12 protein-coding genes are annotated in these 14,392 nt (G+C 66.7%); 2 read left to right on the top strand and 10 right to left on the bottom strand.

Annotated features, from left to right (window positions below; translation table 11 throughout):
* Positions 1-41: 41 nt before the first annotated feature.
* Entirely contained in the window at positions 42-1,451 is a 1,410-nt protein-coding gene (locus tag AB0J47_RS16640) for an MFS transporter (protein WP_364346190.1), read from the bottom strand.
* A 289-nt stretch (positions 1,452-1,740) separates the two neighbouring features.
* Complete coding sequence (locus AB0J47_RS16635; RefSeq protein ID WP_364346188.1) at positions 1,741-2,565, bottom strand: LLM class F420-dependent oxidoreductase; 825 nt, start codon at positions 2,563-2,565, stop codon at positions 1,741-1,743.
* A gap of 187 nt (positions 2,566-2,752) precedes the next feature.
* Here AB0J47_RS16635 and AB0J47_RS16630 point away from each other — a divergent pair, with 187 nt between their 5' ends.
* The gene (locus AB0J47_RS16630; protein WP_364346186.1) at positions 2,753-3,199 is read left to right on the top strand and encodes an Hsp20/alpha crystallin family protein; all 447 of its coding nucleotides are present in this window, start codon (positions 2,753-2,755) and stop codon (positions 3,197-3,199) included.
* A gap of 137 nt (positions 3,200-3,336) precedes the next feature.
* On the opposite strand, the gene truA is transcribed toward AB0J47_RS16630, so the two are convergent.
* The 8 genes from truA to infA all read right to left on the bottom strand — a co-directional run bounded on the left by truA (position 3,337) and on the right by infA (position 8,459).
* Positions 3,337-4,203 carry a tRNA pseudouridine(38-40) synthase TruA gene (gene truA / locus AB0J47_RS16625; protein WP_364346531.1) on the bottom strand — a complete coding sequence of 289 codons (867 nt, stop codon included), beginning with the start codon at positions 4,201-4,203 and terminating at the stop codon, positions 3,337-3,339.
* 308 nt (positions 4,204-4,511) lie between these two features.
* Entirely contained in the window at positions 4,512-5,039 is a 528-nt protein-coding gene (gene rplQ, locus AB0J47_RS16620) for a 50S ribosomal protein L17 (protein WP_364346184.1), read from the bottom strand.
* A 126-nt stretch (positions 5,040-5,165) separates the two neighbouring features.
* Positions 5,166-6,224 carry a DNA-directed RNA polymerase subunit alpha gene (locus AB0J47_RS16615; RefSeq protein WP_040686662.1) on the bottom strand — a complete coding sequence of 353 codons (1,059 nt, stop codon included), beginning with the start codon at positions 6,222-6,224 and terminating at the stop codon, positions 5,166-5,168.
* 107 nt (positions 6,225-6,331) lie between these two features.
* Entirely contained in the window at positions 6,332-6,937 is a 606-nt protein-coding gene (gene rpsD / locus AB0J47_RS16610; protein ID WP_327095488.1) for a 30S ribosomal protein S4, read from the bottom strand.
* Positions 6,938-6,957: 20 nt separating this feature from the next.
* Entirely contained in the window at positions 6,958-7,371 is a 414-nt protein-coding gene (rpsK, locus tag AB0J47_RS16605) for a 30S ribosomal protein S11 (RefSeq protein ID WP_014349147.1), read from the bottom strand.
* 11 nt (positions 7,372-7,382) lie between these two features.
* Positions 7,383-7,754, bottom strand: a complete 372-nt coding sequence (gene rpsM, locus AB0J47_RS16600; protein ID WP_040686660.1) for a 30S ribosomal protein S13 — start codon at positions 7,752-7,754, stop codon at positions 7,383-7,385.
* Between the two features lie 220 nt (positions 7,755-7,974).
* The gene (rpmJ, locus tag AB0J47_RS16595; RefSeq protein ID WP_040686659.1) at positions 7,975-8,088 is read right to left on the bottom strand and encodes a 50S ribosomal protein L36; all 114 of its coding nucleotides are present in this window, start codon (positions 8,086-8,088) and stop codon (positions 7,975-7,977) included.
* Between the two features lie 149 nt (positions 8,089-8,237).
* On the bottom strand, positions 8,238-8,459 hold the full coding sequence (gene infA, locus AB0J47_RS16590; RefSeq protein WP_003418601.1) for a translation initiation factor IF-1: 222 nt from the start codon (positions 8,457-8,459) through the stop codon (positions 8,238-8,240).
* Between the two features lie 904 nt (positions 8,460-9,363).
* On the opposite strand from infA, the gene AB0J47_RS16585 reads away from it, so the two are divergent.
* The gene (locus tag AB0J47_RS16585) at positions 9,364-14,148 is read left to right on the top strand and encodes an AAA family ATPase (RefSeq protein WP_364346179.1); all 4,785 of its coding nucleotides are present in this window, start codon (positions 9,364-9,366) and stop codon (positions 14,146-14,148) included.
* Positions 14,149-14,392: the final 244 nt, after the last annotated feature.

Genomic DNA, 14,392 nt, shown 5'->3' with positions numbered 1-14,392 from the left:
GATCCTCCCATAGCGGCGCTGCGGCGTGTGCGGTCGGGCCGTCAGGGTCGAGCCGCCGCGAGGTCACGGTCCGGCTCGGTGGGTGAGGTATCCGCCTTGGTGAGCGAAATACCGTCCGTGGCAGCGGCATCGGCGTCGATGGCCGATCCGCTCGAGGTCTCCCGCATGAACCAGTAGGTCAGCAGCGAGATTCCGATGCATCCGGCGACGTACCAGAAGTACAGCGATTCGTGGTTCGCCTGCTTCAACGACAGTGCGATGGTTTCGGCCGTGCCGCCGAAGATCGCGACGGTCAGTGCGTACGGCAGGCCGACGCCGAGCGCGCGAATCTTGGTCGGGAACAGCTCGGCCTTCACGATGGCATTGATCGAGGTATAGCCGGTGATGATGACCAGTGCGCCCATCATCAGCGCCCAGGCGGCGATCGGGTTCTTGGTGTGCGCGAGCACGGTCATGATCGGCACGGTCAGCAGGGTGCCCGAGACGCCGAAGAAGATCAGCAGCTTGCGTCGTCCGACGCGGTCGGACAGTGCGCCGGCCAGCGGCTGTAGCACCACGAAGACCAGCAGTGCGATGAAGTTGATCCACGAGACCGTCGACTTGGAGATGCCAGAGGTGTTGATCATGAACTTCTGCATGTACGTGGTGTAGGTGTAGAACGCGACGGTTCCGCCGAGCGTCAATCCCATCACCAGCAGGCATTCCCGCGGATACTGCAGCAGCATCCGCAGCGAACCGCGCGCGGGCTGCTTCGCACCGGCGCTGCTCGCAGCGGGATCACGCTCGGCCTCGACCTCTGCCTCGAAGTGCTCGGATTCGTCCATGCTGCGTCGTAGCCACATTACGATCAGCGCGGCCGCCGCACCGATCACGAACGGAATGCGCCAGCCCCAGTTGTTCATCTGCGCGTTGTTCAGGAACTGCTGCAGGATGATCTGCACACCGAGCGCCACCAACTGTCCGGCGACCAGCGTGACGTACTGGAAGCTCGAATAGAATCCGCGCTTACCTGTCGAGGCCACCTCCGACAAATACGTTGCACTGGTTGCGTATTCGCCCCCAACCGAGAGGCCCTGCAGCAAGCGGGCCAGCAAAAGCATTATCGGGGCGGCGATTCCGATCGTCTGGTATCCGGGCGTCAGCGCGATCAGCAGCGAACCCGCCGCCATCACCGTCACCGATAGCGTCAGCGCCGAGCGACGTCCGAACTTGTCGGCATAGCGCCCCAGCGCCCAACCGCCGAGCGGCCGCATGAGGAAGCCGACCGCGAAAATCGCTGCGGTGGAAAGCAATTGCGCGGTCGAATCGCCCTTGGGAAAGAACGACTTCGCGAAATACACGCTGAATGCGGCATAGACATACCAGTCGTACCACTCGACGAGATTGCCGATGGAACCACGCAATACATTCGCGACCACCCGGCGCTCGCCGACAGGCTGTGTCGTAGTCACAAGATCTCCTTCTTCGACGCGGCCTTGCGTCGGTCGGAGACCAGTGTGTGCGCAGTCACAGCGCCGATGGAAGCGCGGGGCGCCCTTTCTAACGCAGTCTTAGGACGATTGCCGTCGGTCGGCGATCGCAGGGCTGCGATCTCCCGAACGAATCGGGGGAACCGATGTTCATCCCGTGCCGAACCGACGACGCCCTAGGAAAGCGTCGCGTCCGCTCGAGTTGTTCGACCCGCTTCAACAGACCCTTACGGCGATCGGCCGGTAACGCGGGCCGATCGCCAGCGCAGGACTAGTTCGCGAGCAGCGGGGCGAGGGTGCGCAGAGTGGCGGCTTCGTCGGCGAGGACTTGGAGTACGACGTGGTCGGCGCCCGCGGTCAGGTGGGTCGAGAGGCGATCGACGATCGAATCCGCGTCGCCGTGGGCTACCAGGGCGTCTATGAGGCGGTCGCTACCGGGTTTGGCCAGGTCGTCGTCGGTGAAACCGAGGCGACGGAGGTTGGCGACGTAGTTCTGCAGGTCGAGGTAGAACTCGACGCGCGGGCGGGCAGTGGTGCGGGCCCGGACCGGGTCGTCGTCGAGGACCACCTTGTGTTCGGTGGCCAGTAGGACACCCTCGCCGAGCAGCGCGCGGGCGCGGGCGGTGTGTTCGGGGGTGACGTTGTAGGGCAGCGCGCCCGCGGACCGTTCCGCCGCCAGCCCCAGCACGCGCGGGCCGAGCGCGGCGAGAGCGCGACGCTGCTCGGGTACGCCCGCGGCATCCAATTCGTCGAAGTATTCGACCAGCGCGTCGTAGGGCTTGCGATACTCGCCTTGGTGTTCGGGATGGCCCGCACCCAAGCCGAGCAGGAACCGGCCCGGAAAGCGCGCATCGATCCGGTGGAACGACTCAGCGACCTGCTTCGCGGGTGCCGTCCATATATTCACGATGCTGGTGGCGACGGTGATCGACTCGGTTGCCTCCAGCAGCGATTCGATCACGGGCAATTCGGCGGGTGGGGACCCGCCGAGCCACAGCGTGCCGTAACCGAGTCCTTCCAAGTCCTGCGCGTCCTGCGGGGTGAACCCCCCGTAGTAGCGCCATACGCCGAACTTTCCGAGGTCTCCGATAGCCATGTCCGGAATGAACGAGGCCGCCGCCGTCCATATTCCGTCCGGGGCCGCACTCCGATCCGAGGCGGTCGCCAAATTTCGAGCCGACCGTTAGCACTCTCATAACGCGAGTGCTAACTTGGATAGTGCACAGCTTCCGGCGCCCGCCGCCGTGGCAGGCGTCACCGCTAGTGAAATGGAGGTGATTGCTGTGCTTCGGTTCGATCCATTCCATGACATCGACACCGTTGCCCGCCAGCTGCTCGGCGAATCCATGGGGACATCGCGCGCACCACGATTCATGCCGATGGATCTGTTCAAGGCAGGCGATCATTACGTACTCAATGCCGACCTGCCCGGTGTGGACCCCGGCTCGGTGGATGTGAGTGTCGACAACGGCACCCTCACCCTGCGCGCGCAGCGCAGCCTGCCGAGTGACGAAGGCGTCCAATGGATCGCGTCCGAGCGCTTCGCCGGCACCTATATGCGCCAGCTCAGCCTCGGCGACAATGTCGATGCCGACAAGATCAGCGCGACCTATAACAACGGCGTGCTTTCAGTGACGATTCCGATCGCCGAACGGGCCAAGCCGCGCCGTATCGAAATCTCCGGTTCCAACCAGCCGCGGACGATCGAGGCGGGTTCGTCCAGCAAATAGCTGGTCATGCTCCCGCACCGCACCGCGCCCGCCGAATCGCGGTGCGGGAGCCCCGCCTTCACACGGGGGCACATAGGTTGTGGTCGCCGCGCTCAGGTTAGACCTTCTGTGCGATGTCAAGATGTGATGCGCCGAGCTCAGCTGCCACAGCAGCCTTCATCAACAGTTGGGACCGTACGCATTTCGCGGGTTTCGGCATTGCGCGCGGCGAGGTCGGCAACGTCCGGATAGTCGACGGCGATGAGACTCAGGCCGTGCGCGGGCGCCACGGTGACCGAGCTGGAGCGCTCGGTTTCGTTCAGTAATGCGGCGACCCAGTCGGGCGTGCGACGCCCCTCCCCGACCGCGAGCACCGCGCCGACGAGGCTGCGAACCATGGACCAGCAGAACGCATCCGCGCTCACATAGGCGGTCAGCAGGTCACCGTCACGCTCCCAGTCGAAGCGCTGGAGTTCGCGGACGGTGGTCGCACCATCACGACGGCGGCAGAATGCGGCAAAGTTGTGCAGGCCCAACAGCTTTCGCGAGGCCGCGCGCATGGCCTCGAGATCGACGTCGTGACGACAGGCGACAACGCTGCGGGCCCGCAGCGGCTCGGCCCCATAGGGCGCGGTGGTCAGCCGGTACGCATAGTGGCGGCGGATCGCCGAGAAGCGGGCGTCGAATTCGGGCGCGACGACGCGAATATCCTTGATCCGCACGTCTTTCGGCAGGAACCGTGCCATGCGATGGATGAGCTTGGCCGCCTCCGGTTCGGTGCGGGTATCGAAGTGCGCGACCTGCCCCTCGGCGTGCACACCGGCATCGGTGCGCCCCGCGACCGTCAATTGGATCGGCTCGCGGAACACTTTGCTCAGCGACTCTTCGAGCACACCCTGCACCGTGCGCAGTCCGGGCTGTCGCGCCCAACCGATGAAATCGGTGCCGTCATAACTGATATCGAGCCGAATTCGAACCGAGTCGACAGCGGACTCCGGCCGAGCATCGGCTTCGGCGGTTCGCACGACTCCCGTCGAAGCCACCGGCGCAGGCTCGTTCGACGCCGTCGAATGCCGGGTCGAATCCACCGAATCCTCGGTCGCAGCTCCGTCCTCGCCGACGCTCGGCTCCGCGGCGACCGGCGGTGTCGTGCCTTCGGTTCCCTCGCTGCGCTCGGTCACAGACGATCTCCTAGTCGATACGAACGCCGGCAACGTTCCGGCCGGCACCACTCACCACGCGAAACCCGATACCAACGCGGCGATCTCGGATACGAATGAGCCCGCCGACCCACAAGGGGCGGCGGGCTCGTTCGAGAACTCCAACGCGAGCGTCAGGCGTCCTTCTTGTCCTCAGCGGCCTCGTCGGCAGCGGGGGCCTCGGCCTCGACGGTCTCGGCGACTGCCTCTTCGGCCTTCTCCTCGACCACGGTCTCGGCGGCGGGCGCCTCGGCCTTCTTGGACGCGGCAACGCGACGGGCGCGGTCGGCCTCATTGGTCACGGTCTTCTCCCGGACCAGCTCGATAACCGCCATCGGCGCGTTGTCACCCTTGCGGGGCAGCGTCTTGGTGATGCGGGTGTAACCACCCTCGCGGCCCTCGAACGACGGACCGATCGAGGCGAAGAGCTCGTGGACGACATCCTTGTTGCGGATGACCTTGAGCACCTCGCGCCGGTCGGCCAGGGTGCCGGCCTTCGCCTTGGTGACCAGCTTCTCGGCGTAGGGGCGCAGCGCCTTGGCCTTGGACTCGGTGGTCGTGATACGACCGTGCTCGAAGAGCGCCGTGGCCAGATTGGCGAAGATCGCCTTCTGATGCGACGCCGACCCGCCGAAGCGGGCACCCTTCTTGGGCTTGGGCATTGTTTGTTCTCCTGTGTCTTATTGCGGCGCTCCCGGCGCCCTGCGTGGTTACGCTCCGCTACCGCCTCCGGGCGCGTCGCTCACGCCGCGGGTGCGAGGCCGGGCCGGGGTGCCTACCCCGACGACCTAGAGCTGTTCGGTCTCGGCGTAGTCCTGCTCGCCGCCATCGGTGTCACTGAACGTGCCGCTATCGCTCCACGTTCCGGTGCTCGCGTCGTAACCCACCACGGACGAAGGATCGAACGAGGCCGGGCTGTCCTTCAGCGAGAGGCCCAGCGCATGCAGCTTGACCTTGACCTCGTCGATGGACTTCTGGCCGAAGTTGCGGATGTCCAGCAGATCCGATTCGGTGCGGGCAACGAGTTCGCCGACCGTGTGCACGCCCTCGCGCTTGAGGCAGTTGTAGGACCGGACGGTGAGGTCCAGGTCCTCGATCGGCAGACCGAACGAGGCGATGTGATCCGCCTCGGCCGGCGAAGGGCCGATCTCGATGCCTTCGGCTTCGACATTGAGCTCACGGGCCAGGCCGAACAGCTCGACCAGGGTCTTGCCCGCCGAAGCGAGCGCGTCCCGGGCGGTGATGGAGTTCTTGGTCTCCACGTCCAGGATCAGACGGTCGAAGTCGGTGCGCTGCTCGACACGGGTGGCCTCCACCTTGTAGGTCACCTTGAGCACCGGCGAGTAGATCGAATCCACCGGGATCCGACCGATTTCCGCGCCGGACGCCTTGTTCTGCACCGCCGGGACGTAACCGCGACCGCGCTCGACGACGAGCTCGATCTCCAGCTTGCCCTTGTCGTTCAGAGTGGCGATGTGCATATCCGGGTTGTGCACGACAACACCGGCAGGCGGCACGATGTCACCGGCGGTGACGGTGCCCGGGCCCTGCTTGCGCACGTACATCGTGACCGGCTCGTCCTCCTCCGAGGACACGACCAGACCCTTGAGGTTCAGGATGATGTCGGTGACATCCTCCTTCACGCCGGGAACGGTGGTGAACTCGTGCAGGACGCCGTCGATGCGGATGCTGGTGACCGCGGCCCCCGGAATCGAGGACAGCAGGGTACGCCGCAGCGAGTTGCCGAGGGTGTAACCGAAGCCCGGCTCGAGCGGTTCGATGGTGAACTTCGAGCGGTTCTCGGCGACGACCTCTTCGGTCAGCGTCGGACGCTGTGAAATCAGCATTTTGGATCATCCTCCTGTACGGGCGCCCACTATTTGACGCCCACGTCTTGGGGGTTGTGCGTGGTCGCGGGCAATGCCGACGACCACGCACCAGCAGCGGTGAGCTGTTACTTCGAGTAGTACTCGACGATCAGCTGTTCCGACAGCGGCACATCGATCTGAGCGCGCTCGGGCACCTGGTGCACCAGGATCCGCAGCCGGCCCGGGATCACCTGCAGCCAGCCCGGAACCGGGCGGTCGCCGACGGTCTCACGCGCGACCTGGAACGGCAGCGTGCCGAGCGACTTCTCCTTGACATCGATGATGTCGTACTGGGTCACCTGGAAGCTGGGGACGTTCACGGCCCGGTTGTTCACCAGGAAGTGACCGTGGCTGACCAGCTGGCGAGCCTGCCGACGGGTGCGCGCCAGACCGGCGCGGTACACGACGTTGTCCAAGCGGCACTCGAGCAGACGGAGCAGGTTGTCACCGGTCTTGCCCTTGAGGCGGTTGGCCTCTTCGTAGTACCGGCGGAACTGCTTCTCCATGACGCCGTAGGAGAAGCGCGCCTTCTGCTTCTCCTGCAGCTGGAGCAGGTACTCGCTCTCCTTGATCCGCGCGCGGCCGTGCTGACCGGGCGGGTACGGACGACGCTCGAACGCCTGGTCGCCTCCGACGAGGTCGACCCGCAGACGACGCGACTTGCGGGTGATAGGGCCTGTGTAACGAGCCATTTTTCGTTATTCCTTTCCCGCTAGACGCGACGCCGCTTGGGCGGACGGCAGCCGTTGTGCGGCTGCGGGGTGACATCGGAGATCGTGCCGACTTCCAGGCCTGCGGCCTGCAGCGAACGGATCGCGGTCTCGCGGCCCGAACCCGGGCCCTTGACGAACACGTCGACCTTCTTGACGCCGTTCTCCTGCGCCTTGCGGGCAGCGTTCTCGGCGGCGAGCTGCGCGGCGAACGGGGTCGACTTGCGCGAACCCTTGAAGCCGACGTGGCCCGAGGACGCCCACGAGATGACGTTGCCGGACGGGTCGGTGATCGACACGATGGTGTTGTTGAACGTGCTCTTGATGTGCGCGTGGCCGTGCGGGACGTTCTTCTTTTCCCGGCGACGCGACTTCTGGGTCTTCTTGGGGCCGGAGGCCCGACTCTTCGGAGGCATCCTTATATCCCCTACTTCTTCTTGCCTGCGACGGTGCGCTTCGGGCCCTTGCGGGTGCGCGCGTTGGTCTTGGTGCGCTGGCCACGCACGGGCAGGCCACGACGGTGGCGCAGACCCTGGTAGCAGCCGATCTCGATCTTGCGTCGAATGTCGGCCTGCACCTCGCGGCGCAGGTCACCCTCGACCTTGAGGGCCGAGCCCTCGATGTAGTCACGCAGCTGCGTGACCTGCTCGTCGCTGAGATCCTTCGAGCGCAGGTCGGGGCTGACGCCCGTTGCCTCGAGGATCTCCTTGGAGCGGGTACGGCCGATGCCGTAGATGTAGGTCAGCGCGATCTCCATGCGCTTTTCGCGCGGGAGATCAACGCCCATGAGACGTGCCATGTGGCAGGTTCCTTAATCGTTGCGGAGGTCTGCTCCCTGTCCGTCCCCTCGTCTGGTGGGGCACCGGCCTCCGTACCGGTGGTTGGCTCGCACACCTTCCGACCTTGCGATTCCGAGGAACCGCGCGATCCGAATATCCGCAGTGTGCGGCTGGAGCTGGGAGTTCTTCTTTAGTTGGCCAAGCCGATCAGTGATCGGTGCCCGGCTGGTGCCGCGAAAATCAGCCCTGGCGCTGCTTGTGGCGCAGGTTCTCGCAGATCACCATGACCCGACCGTGACGGCGGATCACCTTGCACTTCTCGCAGATCTTCTTGACGCTCGGCTGAACCTTCACGTCCGTCCAATCTTGTTCGGTTCACACGGGTGTGAACACAGTTTTTCCCCAGCCGGGAGACTGGGGAAGCCTTTGCCGCCGCACTGGGCGCCGTGCTCGATGGGCAAAGCCCAGGCCCTGATGGGGGTCCGGGGCGAAGCCCACTCGATTCACTTGTAGCGGTAAACGATGCGGCCGCGTGAGAGGTCGTAGGGCGAAAGCTCGACGACCACACGGTCCTCAGGAAGGATGCGAATGTAGTGCTGCCGCATCTTTCCGCTGATGTGCGCGAGAACCTTGTGCCCGTTCTCGAGCTCGATCCGGAACATCGCATTGGGCAGCGGCTCGACAACTCGACCCTCGACCTCGATGGCCCCGTCTTTCTTCGCCATGTCCTCCGCGATCCCGGTTTACGCTCAAACCTGGTTTGATTGCCTTGTATCTGATTCCATGTAACTCATCGGTCGAACCGATCAGTGGCATGCAAACAGTCGGCGCGTAGGTGCACCGCCGACCAAGCTTACCGGTTTAATTGCTGGCAGGCCAATTCGCCCTGGTCACACGGAGCGGGGCTCCTACTGTTTCGCCTCTGGTGCGCGTGTGGCGGTGCGTCGACCCGCAGTTGCCAGCGTAGTCATGCTGCCCGCAGCTGCGTCAGAGCCGTGATCCTCGCACAGCAGCCACTGTCGGTGACGAGACCGGAAGTCGGTGATGCTCTGATTGTCGTGGAGTCGAGTCCAGCGGCTTCTCCGGCGCGGGCATCTCATCTGACACGGTTCCCCATCTTCCTCGGCATGCTTACTCGGCATGGGCACGGCAACGGCATCCAGTTTCGTCGCCATTCCAGCGCGGCCGAACGGGAGGATGGCAAGTACTTCGTGAATAGGTCGCACCGGAAGCGGCGGGCGCACTCGCGGAGGCGACCACCGGTGCCGCTGATGCGATCGAGGGGGTTCGCCACTCCGGCAGGTGCGAGGGGAGCGTTGCGGGAAGACGTTGCTTGCCGGGATGCATGAAGCCATTGCCGGATATAAGAGGCCGTCGGAGGCCGGGTCCGAGGCGGGACGCCGGTGGCGAAGCAGACGCGCGGCAATCGACCGCGCAGTCAGCCCGTACACCCAACGCGGGCCATTTTCGGCCTATCTCATCGAGTGGTGCATGGGGCCCAACAGATCCCGCGAGGGAAGTGCTCGAAAACCCGGCCGTTCGGGCCACTCCCCAACCGTGATGAGGCAGACTCGTCGCGTAAACTGACCACAGCCCAAAAATAAAGGTCGAGCAGATCAAGGGGGACATGTGAGCCGTAATAACGACGGCCTCCCCATGCTGCCCCCGTGGCTATCCGAGAGCGATGTCACCGGCGGCTACGAAGCGCCCGTACAGAACCTGCCACACGACGACCTCATCGATGAAGCGCCTTCGCGGCGTGGACGTTCCAAGCGCGCGCCGGAGACCGAACGTCCCGAAGCCGCGCGCCGGGACAAGCGCCGATTCGGCCGACGCAAAGGTAAGGACGAGCAGCCCGAGGAGCAGAGCCCGCGCCCGGGTTCACCGGGGCGCGAATTGTCCGGGCCCGGTTTCGAACTACACAGCGGACCGGGTGGCTTCCAGGGCCCGAACGCCTTTCGTGGACCCGAGCCCCAACGCGGCCCCGAGCAAGGGGACCCGCGCCAGGGGCCACCGCAGCACGACTCCGGCCCACACGCGCGCCCGGCTGGACCAGCTCAGGGTTCGCCGCATCCGGAAAACGGCTGGCAAGGCAGCAATCCGCTGCCGACCCGCAACCCGCGGCAGCCCTCCGCCGCCTTCGACCCGCTCGGCAGCAGGCCGCCGACGCCACCGTCGCAACCGCTGGTGCCGCCACCCCCTTCCGGCCCGCAACAGCCCGCTGCCGACTACCAGCAGCCGGGCGCTACCCGAACGTCTCCCGCCCAGCAGTTGGGCGCAGGCCAACCGCCTGCTTTCCAGCAGCCGCCCGGTTTCCAGCAGCCAGGTACGGGGCAACCGACTGTCACAGAGCCGCCCGCGTCCGTCGAGGAAACGGTGCGCTACCAGACGTCGCGCCCCGAGCTGACGCCCCCGCCGAACCAGGCCGCGGCACAACCGTATTCGCCTCACGCACCGAAGCCGCCGACGAGCGAGCACCCGGGCATGCCGCCGACCGGCGACTTCGACGCTTCGACGCCATGGCTCGATACGCCACGCCCCGAACAGGGCCGTCCGACCCCCGAACCCGCCGGTATAGGCCCACACACACCCGCAGACTCGGCACCCGCGCAATCCGGCCATCCGTCGACGCCCGAAAACCGCTCGGACAATGGCCAACTCACGCCGCCCCCACCGGTCGGCGCACCACACGCATCGACCTCGCATGGCACCGACGGGCTCGACGAACCGCACGCGCGCGGAATCGACGACCCGTCCGCGCAGCTCACCCCACCGCACTCACGCGGGACCGATGACCCACCTTCGCGACTCGATGAACCGCGCCCACCGGGCGCTCATGGTGTCGACGGACCGCCGACCCGGCACGACGAACCACGGCCGCACGATCCGCGCGGAATCGACAGTCCACCTTCGCGACTCGACGAGTCGCGGCCGGGCTCTCGTACCGACAGCTCAGGCCCGGGACTCGACGAGTCGCACCTTGGCTCGGACGGTGGCCAAGGCTCGGCGCGGCAGATGGACGAGACTGTTCAGCCGGGCGCACAAGGTGACGATGGTCCGCCGCCCTGGCTTACGCCGCAGCAGTCGACTGCGGATCAGACCGCTGATGCACAAGCGGCCACCCGTACCGGCCAGCGGCCTGAATTGCCGCCGCCACCAGCGGAATTCGATGCGCCGTCGGCTGTGGATTCCAGCGTACCTTCCGACGCCGGCGTCGCAGGTGGTTCCGGCTCGGCAGCCGGGGCAGCGACGGATGAACCAGGGGCAGCAAGCCGTACGGACCAGGACGACTCGGCGCGAGCGCCGGGTGCCGAGCAGGCCGCGAACGACGCAGTCGGTTCCGTCGAAGACACGGGCGATCGCGCGGAATCCCAGGGTGCGACACCGATATTCGATTCCGCCACGGTCGATCCGACGAGGCGACCGGGCAGCTCCCCACGGGTTACCAACACCGGCCACCCCACCGCGAGCGGATCACCTTCGGGCACAACATCGTCCGCGAGTGGCAATGCACCGCACGACTACGGCCAATACGGTCAGGCACCGCGAACGGCCAACGACGATCCAGCCTCCGCGCAGGCACCCAGCTCGGGGCCAGCACCAAAGACGCCGGGCCAGTTCCATCGCCCCGCGTCCGCACTACAGGCACCCGGCAACGACTTCCAACGACCCCCATCGGCACCACACGCACCCGGTGGCGAGTTCGACGCCCCCGCGGCCGCAGCACAAGCTCCGGGCGGCGACTTCCACCGACCGGCATCGACACCGCAGGCACCGGGCGGCGAGTTCCGCCAGCCGCCGTCAGCTCACGGAGCTGATTTCCAAGGGGCTACCGGCACCGGAGAGTCGGAATCCGATCGGCCGCAAGGTGATAGCGGCTCGGCGGCGCCCGAATGGGTCACCGGCTCCGATCCCGCCGGTTCTGAGCTCCAAGGACCGGCGGCGACACCGCAGGCATCGGACGAGGAGCTCGGACGTCCAGGCTCGGGACCGCCGGGAACGGTAGCCGAATCCCAGCTGCCGATCGGGACCGCCGCGCAGTCGGGATCCGCTGCGGCGCAACGGGAACGTGGCTTGGCCGCGCCTGCCTGGACCGCGCACCCCGTGCCCGGAACGACGGACGCACCGACGCCCATCGGTGGACGACACCGGTTGCCATCGGAAATCGACGCGGCCGCCGCGGCAAGTGAGTTCAGCGGTGATCCCGCAGGGGCGACCGACACAGCTGGCGATCAGCAAGTTCCGACCGGCGAGCGGTCGGCACCGCATGGGCCGCACGACCAAGGAAACGCGGCCGGAACGGAACAACCCGACGTAGCCGAAGGGCGGATCAGCGACCGCGATGCGCCTGGGTTCGCGCAGCCCCCAGCGGGACCGCAAGCACCGGGTGCCGACCAGCCGAATGGTCAGTGGCACAACGGTCCTGGGTATGCGCAAACGCCCAGCGGCCAGGCACCGGTCGGCGATCAGGCAGGCCCACTTCGGCAGAGCGGAGCCGGACCCTCGGGCCGAGCACCCGGCAGCGACCAAGCGCCATGGCAGAACGCACCCAGCCCCACGGCGCAAACGCCCAGCAGCGACCCGGCGGGGCCGTGGCAGAACGGACCCGGGTACGCGCAATCGTCTATCGGGCAGGCACCCGACGGCGATCGCGCACCTTGGCAAGGCGGACCGGCGCCCACGGGGCAAGTCCCCGGCAGCGACCATGCGCCATTGCAGGGCGGACATGGAGCAGCGGGGAACGCATCTGGCGACCAGGCACTGCGGCAGGGCGGTCCGGTGCCCACGGGGCAGGCTCCCGGCGGCGACCAGGCACAGTCCCAGAGCGGCCCCATCGGACGTACACCCGCCGGCAACCAAGACCCCCCGCCGAGCGGCCTCGGCCCTGCGGGGCAAGCCGCTGGCAGTAATCAAGCCGCGCAGTGGCAGAGCGGGCCCGCGTACACGCAACCGCCTATCGGGCAGGCGCCGGTCGGTGATCAGGCTGGCCCACCATGGCAGAGCGGCCCCGTAGGGCAAGCCCCCGGCGATGATCACGCACCATGGCAAGCCGGACCCGCGCCTACGGGCCAAGCACCCGGCGGCGACCAAGCACCGCAGCACGGCGAACTCGGACCGACAGGTCAGCCCCCCGGCGGCGAGGCACCGTGGCACGGCGGCCCCGGGCACACTGGCCAAGCGCCTGACGGCGATTACGCAGCGCGGCAAGGTGCGCCTGGGTATGGGCAGCCGCAGATCAGGCGCGCACCCGAGGGTGAGCAGTGGCAGAATCCGGCGGCGCGGGCATTGGGGCCGCAGTCGCCGACGGGTGAGCCTGCTGACCAATGGCAGCATGGGCCGGGGCCGATGGGACAGCAAGCGCCCGTTGGGGATCCGCAGGGGTACGGCCAACCGCCAGCTGGGCCGCAAGGGCCGGGGTATGGGCAGGGGATGCCGCCCGGGTATCAGCAGGGTGGGCAGTATCAGCCGCAGCATCCGCATGGGCCGCAGCCTTCGCTGGATGACGTGCCGTTGCGGCGGGCGAAGAAGTCGCCGAGCAGTGGGTGGCGCAAGGCCGTGCACCATGTTTCCGGTGGCGCGATCAACCCCGGGTTGTCCGCGGAGGAGCTGCGGCTGCAGGAGTTGGTGGCGCGGATCCGGCAGCCGGTGCGTGGTGATTATCGGATCGCGGTGCTCTCGCTCAAGGGTGGCGTCGGAAAGACGACCACGACAATGGGTCTCGGGTCGATCTTCGCCTCCATCCGTGGTGACCGGGTGATCGCGGTCGATGCCAATCCGGACTTCGGCACGCTGTCGCAGCGGGTGCCGTTGCAGACCCGCTCGACGGTGCGTGATCTCCTGCTCGATCCCGCGATCCAGCGCTATTCGGATGTGCGCAGGCATACCTCGCAGGGCACCAGCCGATTGGAAGTACTTGCCAGCGAACGGGATCCGGCGGCGTCGGAGGCGTTCAACGACGAGGAGTACCGCGCGGTCGCGCGCATCCTGCAGCGGTTCTACAACATCATCCTGACCGACTGCGGTACCGGACTGATGCATTCGGCCATGGGCGGCGTACTCGACCTCGCGCATTCGCTTGTGCTGATCTCTTCGGCCGCGATCGATGGCGCGCGGAGTGCGGCGGCGACGCTCGACTGGTTGTCCCTGCACGGCCACGACCATCTGGTTCGCAATGCGGTCGTGGTGATCAACCTGCCGCGTGAGGGTTCCCCGAATGTCGGCATCCAGCAACTGCGCGAATACTTCCTGTCGCGCTGCCGCGCGGTGCACATCATTCCGTACGACTCACACCTGTCCGAGGGCGCCGAGATCGATCTGCACCGCCTGCACAAAACCACCAAGCGCGCCTACGTCGAACTCGCCGCGACCGTCGCCGACGAATTCGGAATCGACCACCGCCGCTATAGCGTCTGATTTGCCGCGCCCGCCGCGCGGCGTATTCGCGGCCCCTGGTGTCTCGCGTCCGACCCTGTCTAGCGACCGCAAGCGTTCGCTGGCGGCCCCTTTCGAGTGACCGCAAGCAGTCCTAGCGGCCCCCTTTCGAGCAACCGCAAGCAGTCCCAGCGGCCCCCTTTCGAGCAACCGCAAGCAGTCCCAGCGGCCCCCTTTCGAGCAACCGCAAGCAGTCCCAGCGGCCCCCTTTCGAGCAACCGCAAGC

Source organism: Nocardia sp. NPDC049737 (assembly GCF_040674755.1).
Lineage (GTDB): Bacteria > Actinomycetota > Actinomycetes > Mycobacteriales > Mycobacteriaceae > Nocardia.
Note: the sequence above shows the minus strand (reverse complement) of the source record. Positions and strands in the feature narration are given on the sequence as shown.

Coding starts and splice junctions, on each gene's coding strand:
- rpsM (WP_040686660.1), bottom strand. CDS start 7,754: ATGGCACGTCTCATGGGCGTTGATCTCCCGCGCGAAAAGCGCATGGAG.
- infA (WP_003418601.1), bottom strand. CDS start 8,459: ATGGCGAAGAAAGACGGGGCCATCGAGGTCGAGGGTCGAGTTGTCGAG.
- AB0J47_RS16635 (WP_364346188.1), bottom strand. CDS start 2,565: ATGGCTATCGGAGACCTCGGAAAGTTCGGCGTATGGCGCTACTACGGG.
- rpsD (WP_327095488.1), bottom strand. CDS start 6,937: ATGGCTCGTTACACAGGCCCTATCACCCGCAAGTCGCGTCGTCTGCGG.
- AB0J47_RS16615 (WP_040686662.1), bottom strand. CDS start 6,224: ATGCTGATTTCACAGCGTCCGACGCTGACCGAAGAGGTCGTCGCCGAG.
- rplQ (WP_364346184.1), bottom strand. CDS start 5,039: ATGCCCAAGCCCAAGAAGGGTGCCCGCTTCGGCGGGTCGGCGTCGCAT.
- rpsK (WP_014349147.1), bottom strand. CDS start 7,371: ATGCCTCCGAAGAGTCGGGCCTCCGGCCCCAAGAAGACCCAGAAGTCG.